This is a genomic window from Sphingomonas sp. LH128 (genome assembly GCF_000293195.2).
Classification (GTDB): domain Bacteria; phylum Pseudomonadota; class Alphaproteobacteria; order Sphingomonadales; family Sphingomonadaceae; genus Novosphingobium; species Novosphingobium resinovorum_A.
The window spans coordinates 1-10,724 of record NZ_ALVC01000136.1; the positions used below are offsets into that span (position 1 = coordinate 1).

11 protein-coding genes and 1 pseudogene are annotated in these 10,724 nt (G+C 65.1%); 2 read left to right on the forward strand and 10 right to left on the reverse strand.

Going from position 1 to position 10,724, the window contains the following annotated elements; all coding sequences use genetic code 11:
* Window positions 1-183: SDR family oxidoreductase (locus LH128_RS11605; RefSeq protein WP_008829821.1), on the forward strand; the 183-nt coding region annotated here is incomplete at its 5' end.
* A gap of 165 nt (window positions 184-348) precedes the next feature.
* On the forward strand, window positions 349-1,341 hold the full coding sequence (locus tag LH128_RS31380) for an AraC family transcriptional regulator (protein ID WP_008829822.1): 993 nt from the start codon (window positions 349-351) through the stop codon (window positions 1,339-1,341).
* Here LH128_RS31380 and LH128_RS11615 read toward each other — a convergent pair.
* From LH128_RS11615 to LH128_RS32120, 10 genes and pseudogenes are all read right to left on the reverse strand, one after another.
* Window positions 1,302-2,936, reverse strand: coding sequence for a GMC family oxidoreductase (locus LH128_RS11615; RefSeq protein ID WP_008829823.1), 1,635 nt, complete (start codon window positions 2,934-2,936; stop codon window positions 1,302-1,304). The two genes, LH128_RS31380 and LH128_RS11615, sit on opposite strands and share 40 nt — an antisense overlap.
* Window positions 2,926-3,936, reverse strand: coding sequence for a phosphotriesterase family protein (locus tag LH128_RS11620; RefSeq protein ID WP_008829824.1), 1,011 nt, complete (start codon window positions 3,934-3,936; stop codon window positions 2,926-2,928). The genes LH128_RS11615 and LH128_RS11620 overlap by 11 nt, the downstream gene beginning before the upstream one ends.
* On the reverse strand, window positions 3,933-4,490 hold the full coding sequence (locus tag LH128_RS11625; RefSeq protein WP_008829825.1) for a nuclear transport factor 2 family protein: 558 nt from the start codon (window positions 4,488-4,490) through the stop codon (window positions 3,933-3,935). The genes LH128_RS11620 and LH128_RS11625 overlap by 4 nt, the downstream gene beginning before the upstream one ends.
* The gene (locus tag LH128_RS11630; RefSeq protein ID WP_008829826.1) at window positions 4,487-4,726 is read right to left on the reverse strand and encodes a lipoyl domain-containing protein; all 240 of its coding nucleotides are present in this window, start codon (window positions 4,724-4,726) and stop codon (window positions 4,487-4,489) included. Before LH128_RS11630 ends, LH128_RS11625 begins: the two co-directional genes overlap by 4 nt.
* Window positions 4,723-5,706 carry an alpha-ketoacid dehydrogenase subunit beta gene (locus LH128_RS11635; protein ID WP_008829827.1) on the reverse strand — a complete coding sequence of 328 codons (984 nt, stop codon included), beginning with the start codon at window positions 5,704-5,706 and terminating at the stop codon, window positions 4,723-4,725. The genes LH128_RS11630 and LH128_RS11635 overlap by 4 nt, the downstream gene beginning before the upstream one ends.
* A 9-nt stretch (window positions 5,707-5,715) precedes the next feature.
* Window positions 5,716-6,714: a thiamine pyrophosphate-dependent dehydrogenase E1 component subunit alpha gene (locus LH128_RS11640; RefSeq protein WP_008829828.1), complete on the reverse strand. Its 999-nt coding sequence runs from the start codon at window positions 6,712-6,714 to the stop codon at window positions 5,716-5,718.
* Window positions 6,711-8,900, reverse strand: a complete 2,190-nt coding sequence (locus LH128_RS11645; protein ID WP_008829829.1) for a TonB-dependent receptor — start codon at window positions 8,898-8,900, stop codon at window positions 6,711-6,713. Before LH128_RS11645 ends, LH128_RS11640 begins: the two co-directional genes overlap by 4 nt.
* 280 nt (window positions 8,901-9,180) lie before the next feature.
* Complete coding sequence (locus tag LH128_RS11650; protein ID WP_037519134.1) at window positions 9,181-9,927, reverse strand: FadR/GntR family transcriptional regulator; 747 nt, start codon at window positions 9,925-9,927, stop codon at window positions 9,181-9,183.
* Between the two features lie 57 nt (window positions 9,928-9,984).
* A complete protein-coding gene (locus LH128_RS34505) occupies window positions 9,985-10,239 on the reverse strand; it encodes a PfkB family carbohydrate kinase (RefSeq protein WP_051211477.1) in 255 nt (84 codons plus the stop codon).
* A gap of 2 nt (window positions 10,240-10,241) precedes the next feature.
* Window positions 10,242-10,724 (reverse strand): annotated as a pseudogene (locus LH128_RS32120) (hypothetical protein); the annotation flags it as partial.

Below are 10,724 nucleotides of genomic sequence, written 5' to 3' on the forward strand. Positions count from 1 at the left end.
CGGCGCGCGATCGACGCCAGCCTGTTCCCGATCGACTATCGCGACATCCTCGCCTCCTATCCGATCCCCCGGCTGGGCACCGCGCAGGACATCGCCGCAGCGGTGAACTTCCTCGCCTCCGAGGAAGCCGGCTACATCACCGGGCAAAGCCTGAACGTCAACGGCGGCTGTCTCACCAGTTGACGCGGCTTGCCAACCTCGGTGCGATGTTTGGCAAGCGATCCGAACGGATCGCTGGACCTGTGTTTGCCGGCATGGGATGAGATGGGATCAAGATAAAAGGTGCGGACCCAGCGGGCGCGGCCCCCGGCTGCGGACCATCACCGAGAACTGGCGGGAGAGCCGGGAATGGGCATTCTGGATGCGGCGCAAGTACAGGAACTGGCTTGGACGGCCTGGGGCGCCGATGCGCTGGATGAGAACAACGCCTTCGCGCACCGCAATGTCTACCGGTTGCGCATGGCACACCGCGCGGGTGCGCCGATCTGGCGAAATGGCCTGAACCGTGCCTATTCGGCGGAAGGCTTCACTCTCATCCATTCCTCCGCGAGCGGCGAGCGCATCCCCGAATGGGCCGAGAGCGAAATGCGCGACCGCGAAACCGTGGCCAGCGACAACCGCGAGCGCTTCATCCTGTCGTTGCCGCTACGCGGAGAACGTCGTCTGTCCCACATGGGGCGCGAACTGGTGGTACGGCCGGGCGAAGCGATGTTCTTCTGCACCAGCGAGCCTTACGTCATGCAGTGCCGCAATGGCGAGGAGACGTCGGAAGTCGTCAGCCTTCTGCTCCCGGCCGAATTCGTCAACCGGCGCGTCGTCAATCCCAAGCGGCTGTGCATGCGCCGGGGTTCAGGTGGATTCGATGCACTTACCATCGACATGATCCGTCTTTTCGCCCAGCGCGCATGGACTCTTAGCCCGGCGGAGTTCCTGCGCTCGGTGCGGATCATCGCGGAACTGGTCCTGGCAAACCAGGCCGGGAGCGACGACAGCCTGGAACAGGCGCCGAGCGGCCGGGACGCGATCGTAGCGCGGGTGCGCACGATCGTGCGCCGGCAGTTGGCGAACTTCGACCTCACGCTTGCCGACGTGGCAGAGGAGGCAGGGCTTTCGCTCAATTACCTGCACAAGGTGTTTCGGGGCGAAGGGACCACCCTGCAGGGTCTCATCAAGGCCGAAAGGCTGGAGGCCGCCCGCGCGATGCTGCAGGTCGCCTCCGCGCGGCACATGTCTGTGACCGACGTAGCGATGGCCTGTGGCTTTTCGGACTCCTCGCATTTCAGCCGCTGCTTCCGGCAGGCCTATGCGATCACCCCGCGTGAAGTGATGACGCGAGGCTGAAATTTGTCTCGCGCGATAAGGTCGGCGGCTTTCTCGGCGATCATGAACACGGCCGCAGCCGTGTTGCCCGAGACGATCCGCGGCATGATCGAGGCGTCGGCGATGCGTAATCCCGCCACGCCGCGCACACGCAAGGCCGGATCGACCACCGATCGCGCATCGCTGCCCATCCTCGCGGAGCCGACGGGATGGAACAGGCCGCCCGCCGTAGCATTCACGAAATCGGCGATCCCTTCGGTTCCGGTGACCTCCGGCCCCGGACTCACTTCCTCGCCCCGAAAGCTATCGAATGCCGGCTGCGCGACCACTTCGCGCACGATCCCCACCGCCGCGCGCAGCACCTCCGCGTCCGCCGGCGCGGACATGTATTCTGGCTGGATTACGGGCGCGGCAAGCGGGTCCGGCGAGCGCAGGGTGATCGTGCCACGGCTTTCCGGCCGCAGGTTCCACACGCTCAGGGTGAAGCCGTGGCGCTCGATCCGCAGTCCGTCGATTCCCTCACCCTCCATCAGCGCATTCATCAGGGCGATCTGGAGGTCGGGATGGGACAGTCCCGGGCGGCTATGCACGAACCCGTTGGCCTCCACCCCCATCCCCGCCGCCGGTCCGCTACGGGTGGCGAGATAGCGCAGGCCTGCCCACAAGGTCCGATACCAGCGCAAGTCCCGGTAGAGCGTGACCGGGAGCGGGCATGTCCATTTGACCTGAACGGCGACGTGGTCCTGGAGGTTTCTGCCGACTTCCGGGCTGTCGCACAGCACCTCGACGCCATGTTCGCGCAAGTGCCTCGCATCGCCGATGCCCGACAGCATCAAAACCTGCGGCGTGCGGGCGACGCCGGCGCAGAGCACGATCTCGCGCGCGGCGCGGGCGACTTCGCGCTGGCCTGCGCGCAGCCACTCCACCGCGCTTGCCCTGCCTTGCTCTACACGGACCCGCGTGACGCGGGCGTGGCTGATCACCTTGAGATTGGGCCGCCCCAGGGCCGGATGCAGGTAGGCGCTCGCCGCGCTCACCCGGCGGCCCTTGTGCAGCGTCATCTGCAACGCCCCGAAGCCTTCCGGTTCCTCGCCGTTGAAATCCCGGCTGAGCGGATGGCCCGCCTGCATGCCCGCCTCGACGAAAGCCTGCGAGAGCGCAGACCATCCGGGCGTGTCCGAAATCCGCAGCGGGCCATCGCCGCCATGGAAGCGGGACGCGCCGCGCACGTTGGCCTCGGCTTTCAGGAAGTAGGGCAGAATCCGGTCGTAGGACCAGTCCGGCAAACCCGCTGCCGCCCAGCCATCGTAGTCCAGCGGATGGCCACGCACATAGGCCATGCCGTTGATCGACGAGGTGCCGCCCCAGCCGCGCCCGGCCGGCCAGTACATGCGTCGCCCACCCAAATGGGCCTGTGGCTCGGTAAAATCGAACCAGTTGAAGGGATTCGGCTTTCCCAGCAGCGCCTTCGATCCTGCCGGCATCTGGATGTTGAACGCGCGGTCCGGGCCGCCCGCCTCCAGCAGCAGCACACGGGTTGCCGGATCGGCGCTGAGGCGGTGGGCGAGCACGCAGCCTGCCGTGCCGGCACCGACGATGACATAGTCAAATTCCATCGCGCGAAAGGGCCTTCTGGCTCCGCCTTGCGAAACGCTCGGCTGCGTCCACGAAATGCCTGCGCGGGTTATCGACCAGCATGGTCTCGATGGCGCCAGTCGGTAATCCGGCCTGGCGCAAGGCAGGGATCACGTGGTCGATGACGCCCGAATACTGGTGCTCGTGAAACCGTGCCACACCGCCGGGATGGAAGTTGGTCCAGCAATAACAGTCATGCGAGAGCGCGAGGTTGGCCAGGAACCCGCGCTCGATAAGGCCCAGTATCGTCGCGATACGCTGCTCGAAGGTCAGCGAAAAAGCTATGCCGAACCGGTCCATACCCAGGATCGAGCCCTGCTCCGCCAGCGCGGTAAGATAGTCGAGGTCATCCGAATCGCCCGAATGGCCGATGATCACGTCGCGCAGATCCACGCCCTCCTCGGCCAGCACGCGCTGGGCGATCAGGCCCGAACGATTTGCGGGGTTGGTGTGAATGGTGATCGGCGCCCCGGTACGCAGGTTCGCCTGGCCCACCGCGCGCATCACCCGCTCCACTCCCGGTGTCAGCCCTGCAGCATCGATCGCGCACTTCAGTTCGGCGGCATGGATTCCGGTGTCCATGATACCATGGGTAATGTCGCCGACAAACAGTTCGGGCATCGGATCAGGCTCATCGAACAGCAGCCCGGGTCCGACCATCTGGAACGGCATCGGCAGTTCGCCCAGCGTATAGCAGCCGGTCGAGACGATGATATTGAGATCGGTGTGCTGCGCCACCCTGCGGATGCGCGGCACGTAGCGCCCCAGGCCCAGCACCGTCAGGTCGACGATCGTATCGATGCCCGAAGCCTTGAGCGCGTTCATCCGCGCTGCCGCCTTCTCCACCTCGACCTCTTCGTCGAAATCGTGGCCGTAGTTGAGCAGGTGCTCGATATCGCCGGTGAAGATGTGTTCGTGCACCAGCACCCGGCCGAGGCGGTCAGCGTCGATCGGGCCCGTCACGGTCTGGATCGTGGTCATGGCGCCGCCTCGCCCGTGGGCAGACCGAGGCAGGCGCGAATTTCGGGATCGTCCAGTCCGCGACCGGCGAAGCGAAGAATTGCTTCGGCGCCTTCGTAGAAGGGAATGTCGCCGCGGCGGTCCACGCGCCACCAGTCCACCACAGCAACCCGCGCAGCGATACGCCAGTCGTCGTCATACCGCTGCCAGCGATCGAGGTAGCGCCCGGCATAGAAACAGTCGCGGTCGCCTTGCTGAAGGATGTTGAACCAGCCGGCCTCGCTCAGCGCCGTATCTCCCGCGACGTCCACTTTGGCATCCAGCACATGGCGCACCGTGGCCGAGTACATGGAAGTCGCGTTGGCGACGAACTGCCCGGTCAGGTCATGGGCAGGGCCGCTGACGGGGCCGTGGTGTTCGTGGGCATCGGGCAGGAACAGCCCCGCCGCCCGCGCGGCATCGCCTGCTCCCAGCGCCCGGAAATATTCGGCCAGCGCCTCGCGGATATCGAGCACGTCGAGCCAGCGGTCGAGCCGGTCCGTCCGGGCCACGGCGCTGGAGGCAGCGGCGGTCATGTCTCGATCAGGCAGATCGCAGTCTGCACCGCCACCGTCTCGTCCTCCTCGACGAGTATCTGCGCGAGTATGCCGGTCACCGGGGCATCGACCACGTTGGCGGCCTTGGCCGCCTCGATCTCGACGATGGCCTCGCCTTCCTCGACGCTGTCGCCGACTTTCCTGAGCCACTGCGTGACTGTTCCCTCGGTCATGTTCATGCCCCATTGCGGCATTCGTACTTCGATCATGCTCATGAGACCGCTTCCTCGCTATAGGCCATGACCCGCTGCACTGCCGCAACGATCCCCGCCGCGTCGGGGTACATCAGGCGTTCGAGCGCCGGAGCGAACGGCACCGGAACGTCCGGCGCCGTCAGTCGGACCACTGGCGCCTTCAGGCTGGCGAAGGCTCCCTCGGCGACCGTCGCTGCGACTTCCGAGGCGATGCCGCAAGTCAGCGGCGCCGGATCGACCACGACCAGCCTGCCCGTCCTCCGCACGCAATCCAGGATCGTTTCCCGGTCGAGCGGGACGATGCTGCGCAAGTCCACCACCTGAGCCTCGATGCCCTCCTGCGCCAGGGTAGCCGCCGCCGCCAGCGCATGATGCACCCCGCTGGCGAGCGAGACGATGGTGACGTCGCACCCTTCACGCACGATCCGGGCGACGCCGATCGGCACGACATAGTCGCCTTCGGGAACCGTATCGCGCCTGCCCCACAGACTCGAATCCTCGAAGCAGAGCACCGGGCCGTCGTCGCGGATGGCGGCGGTCATCAGGCCCTTGGCATCATGGGCGTTGGAGGGAACGACGATCTTGAGCCCGGGAACTTGCGCGAACATCGCCCAGGCCCGGTCAGAGTGATGCGCTGCGGCGCCGACGCCGAACAGCACTTGCGCGCGAAACACGATCGGCACTTTCGCCTGCCCTCCGGTCATGTACCGAATCTTGGCGGCCTGGTTCACGATCTGGTCCATCGCGCAATACAGGAAGGTGGACGCGGTGGCCTCCACGACCGGGCGCATCCCCGTCATCGCCGCGCCGATTCCCGCACCGAAGAATCCCGCTTCCGAGATCGGCGTATCGCGCACCCGCTCCTCACCGAACTCGGCCACGCCGAAATCGCCGTAGATGCCCGAGCGCACGTCCTCGCCCATGACGAAGACCCGCGGGTCGGCACGCATCTCGTCGCGAATGGCCTGACCGACGGCTTTCAGGAAAGTCTGTTTGGGCATCTGCCCTCCTTATCCGTAGACGCAGTCGAACAGCGCCGAAGGCACCGGGTCTTCACCCGCCTGGGCAAAAGCAATTGATGCCGCGACCTCCTCGGCCACCTCGCCGCGCATGGCCGCCATTTCGGCATTGGACAGCACCTGCATGGATGCCAGCCGCGTCTCGAACAGCGCGATCGGGTCACGTTCGCGCCAGTCCTCGATCTCGCGTGCATCGCGATAGGTGGGCAGCGTCATGCCGCCGAACTCGCTATGTTCGCAGTAGCGATATGTCACCGCCTCGACCAGCGTGGGGCCCTTCCCGGAGCGTGCGCGTGCCACGGCCTCGCGCACCGCGTCGTGGACTGCCTCGACGTCCTGCCCGTCGACCTTCGCGCCGGGCATCGCATAGCCGGCAGCGCGCCCGGCGATGTCGCCATCGGCAGAAGTCGATCCGTGCCGGGTGAACATCGCGTAACCATTGTTTTCGCACAGGAACACCACCGGCAGCTTCCAGGTCGCCGCGAGATTGAGGGATTCGTGGAACACGCCCTCATTCACCGCGCCGTCGCCGAAGAAACACAGGCACACCTGGTCCGTGCCGCGCATTCGCGCGCTCAGCCCTGCCCCCACCGCGATCGGCATGAGCCCGCCCACGATCCCGGATTCGCCCAGGCTGCCGACCGAGAAGTCGGCAAGGTGCATCGATCCGCCCATCCCCTTGCACACGCCGTTGGCTTTGCCGAACAACTCGGCCATCAGCGGGCCGAGCCGGGCGCCCTTGCCGATCGGGTGCCCATGCGAGCGATGGGTCCCGGTGAGGTAGTCGTCATCGCGCAGCGCAAGGCAGGCGCCGACGATGGCCGCCTCCTGGCCGATCGAAAGATGCGTCGCCCCGGGCATCACCGCCCTTGCCTTGAGATCGGCAACAGCCTCCTCGAACAAACGGATGCGCAGCATCCGGCCCAGCATGGCGCGCGCGAGTTCAGGCGCGAGTGCGTTGCCGCCGCCTCCACTCCTGCCGCTCGTCACTTGCCCAGCTCGTAGCGTACCGAAAGGCCGAAAGTGGTCGGCGCCCCCCAGCCGGCACCGATCGAGGGCGCATGACCGGCGATCTGGGTGATGTACTTCTCGCCAAGCAGGTTGTCGCCATAGACGGCCAGCTTCATCCGGCCCGACGGGTCGGTCCATTCCGCTCGCAGGCCGACCAGATCGTAGGCCTTCTGGTGGAACTGCTCGCTGAGGTCGAAGAAGATCTTGGAGGTATGGTAGAGGCTGCCCGACAGCATCAGCCTCCCATTCGCCAGGTCCATGCCGTAGCTGGCCCCCAGTGTGGCCGTGAACCGGGGCGCGCGCTGCATCCGCTTGCCGCTGGCATCGGTTGGGAACAGCGTCCAGAAACCGTAGTTCGCGCCGCAGGTCGCCGCGTCGGTGCAGATGTCGAAGTAGCTGCCATTGGGGAACGACTTGTATTTCGCATCGACGAATGCTCCGCCGGCCGTCAGCGTGAAATCGGGGGTCACGCGGTAGCTGACATCGCCTTCCACGCCATAGATCCGAGCCGTCGCGGCATTGAGAATCTGCGAGAGGTTGTCCTTGTAGATCGAGATCTGCAAATCCTTGTAATCGTAATACCAGCTTGCAAGATTGAACGAGAACGCGCGCGTCGCGTGCTTGAAGCCGATCTCGTAGGCATCCATCAGTTCGGGATCGACGTTGCCGCCAGCGATCACGTCCACCAGCGGCGCCTTGTAGCCCTTGGTGTAGGAGGCATAGATCGAGCTGCTGTCGTCAAGCGCGTAGCGGATCACCGCGCGCGGCGTCACGCGTTCGGTCTTGAGCGCAGGGAAGGACTGGTTGGCCAGATCGAATGGCGGATTGATCAGGCTCAGGCGGAATGCGCCACGATCGAACCTGTCGCGGCTGTAGCGGGCACCGGCGGTGAGGAACAGCTTGTCGGTCAGTTGGTAGGTGAAATCGGCGAAGGCGGCGATGCTCTGCGTGCGCGAATGCGAAGCGCCCTCGATATAGACGTTGTCCTCGCTGGTGCCCAGTTCGAGCGGCGCGAATGCATCGACGTAGTTGAAATAGAACAGCCCGGCTGTCCACTGCAGGCGGCTGCCCGGCCGCGAGGCGAGAATGAACTCCTGGGTGAAGGTCTTGTCGGTAACCGGGATGCGATTGTAATTGATGCTCGCCCCGGTCTGGTCGTTGTCGGAGACGATGTCCGACTTGTCCTCGCGATATTGGGTGTACGATGTCAGGTCGGCGAACCCGAGGTCGAAGCCGACGGTTCCCTGAAAGATGTCGGCATTGAAGCGGAAGTACGGACGTGCGCTGTCGACGATGGCGACGTCGCGATACTTCGTAGCGACAAGCGAGCCGGGCAGCTGTTCAGGGAGGCCCTGGAATGGCGCATAAGTGACCCCGTCCTGCTGGAGGATCGCCAGCGCCACGTTCGTGGCATCATCCACCTGCTGGTGGCTGTAGCGCAGCAGCACGTCGATCGAATCCGTCAGGTCGATCGAAAGCCCGGCGCGCAGGGTCCAGTTCTCATAGCTGCCCGGGTGCCTGGGCCCGGCGGCGATGATGTTGCGCAAGTATCCGTCACCGGAACTGTAGTTGCCTTCGAGATCGAAGGCCGCCCGGTCTGACAGCCCCGTGGTCGCATAGGCCTTGGCCTGGAATGCGTTGAAACGTCCATAAGACATCTCGCCCACCATGCGCGTGTCGGTACTGGGGCGGGTGGTGGTCACCAGGATCGCACCGCCCGTGGTATTGCGCCCGAACAGAGTGCCTTGGGGGCCTTTGAGCACCTGGACGCTCTCGACGTTCAGCAGTTGGAAGTCGGCCGCCAGCGGGTTGGGCGAATAAAATCCGTCGGTGTAGATGCCCACGTTCGAGCCGCCGCCCGCCGTAACCACCGCATTGCCCACGCCCCGGATCGTGGGCTGCACGAAGTTGGCCTGGTAATCGAAGCGCAACGCCGGGGTCAGCTTGACGATATCGCCCAGTTGCTTGACGTTCGCCTGCGCCAACGCATCGGCGCCCAGGGCAGTGATCGAAATCGGCACGTCCTGGGTGCGCTCGGCGCGGCGCTGGGCGGTTACGATGATGTCGTTGCTCGCTACCGCTTCATCGCGGTTTTCCTGGGCTACCGCCAGGTGTGGCACCATGACCGCGCATACCGCGGCACCGAAGAATAGCTCACCCTTCATACGTTCATCCCCCTGTTCGCCCGCTTTGCGGTTACGATTGTCTTGCTGCGCAGCGCGAATGCTGCGGAACGATCAGGGAGCAGTTTCCGGCCCACTTCACGCAGACCGAACGTATTACCGAAAGCAGTCGTCGTCTTGACGCCGCGTGGAAGAACTAGGACGAGAGTTGACGGGTAAGCGCTGCGATGTCCCGATATCGCATTGGTTCGGGGATAGCGAAGCGGGCTTGATCCAGCTTCCGGTCAGAAACGGGTTGAACGGCAACGCTGGCGCGCCTTCGTCACAACGTGGCAGCGCCGATCCGTCTGCGTTTTTCACCGATCTCCTGTTTTGCTTTCTCGATCAGTTGGAGTTCCGTCACGGCGAGCAGATCCTCGGAAACCCGCATGAGGTGCGAGCGCATGGCGGAACGCGCCTGCTCGGCATCGCGCCGGACCAGGGCTTCGAAGACGCGGCGATGTTCTTCGGGTCTAGGATTGATGCCCCCTCGCCGGGCTTGATCGAACATGTGGCGGCACAGCGGCGACTGTTCGCGCAAGTCCCACAAGTGCTGGATCGTCTGTGCGACCAGCGAACTCTGCGTACCCTCGGCGATCGCCATGTGGAACTGCCGATCGAGCGCCAGTTCCTCCGCCGTCGCGGGGTCCAGCGCTTCCATCCGCTCCAGGATATCTCCGATCGCTGCGATTTCCTCGTTGCTCATGACCTTCGCCGCCAGGGCCGCCGCCTCACCCTCGAACATGATGCGAGCCTCGATCAGTTCGAAGGCGCCGACGTCGAGTTCGGCCGGGCTGCGGTCGATAGGCATTTCCTCGGCCACGTAGACGCCCGAGCCGTGGCGTACTTCGACCAATTGGCGGATTTCCAGCGCGATCATTGCCTCGCGGACGGTGGGGCGGCTGACCTGTAACTTCTCCGCGAGGTCACGCTCTGCGGGCAACCGGCTGCCGACCGCATATTGCCCGCTCCTGATGCGCTGTTCGATGTCCTGCGCCACGCGCTGGTAAAGCTTCAAGCGTTCCGCCATGCCGGCCTGAATGTCATATACGAGTGCGAGCCGCAAGACATCTTACCAATTTACTGCTCACGCGAATATGTTGTCCGGTGTAGGGGCTGCCTCGTCCCGCCCCGGAATCACGCCGTGCCGCTTGACATTCCAGCCTGCCAGCGCGTTGCCCACCAGTGCAGCAACATCCGACTTGGCGCAGCCCGTTCTCGCTGCAAGGTAAGCGCCGTTGAACGCATCCCCCGCGCCGCCTGTGTCAATCGGGTCAAGCGCCTGCGGCACCGGGCATGGCGAGCCATCGGGGAGCAGGCAGCCATCGGAACCAAGCTTCACGATTAGTTCGCCACAACCCCTCCGCTGCCAGTGCGCAGCGACTTCGCACCGCTCAGCAGCGCCTCGTCCTCGAATGTAGGAAGGCCAATGTCGGCGAAGGCTATGGCCTTGTCGCGCATGCGGATCGCCGCCTCGGGCGACTCCCAAAGCCTGGGCTGGTAATTGTCGTCGAAGGCAACCAGGCCGCCCGCATCGCGCACGCGGCCCGCAAGCCGCAGCGGATCCCGCCGCCCCTGCGGCGGCAAAATCCCGAGCGAGATGAGCGAGAAGCACAGCAGATCCGCACCCTCCGCCTCGTCCACGGTCTCCACCTCAAACATCGCACGCGCCGCGCTCGCATCCCACCAGTACGTAAAGCTGCGCTCGCCCCCCGTAGCGCCAGCGGACAGTTCCACCATCGCCTCTCCGAGGCAGACGATCCTTGCCACGCTGCCGCCTCTTACCAGTTCCACATCGTCCCGTCCTCGAGCCGGGCGACCGGCAGG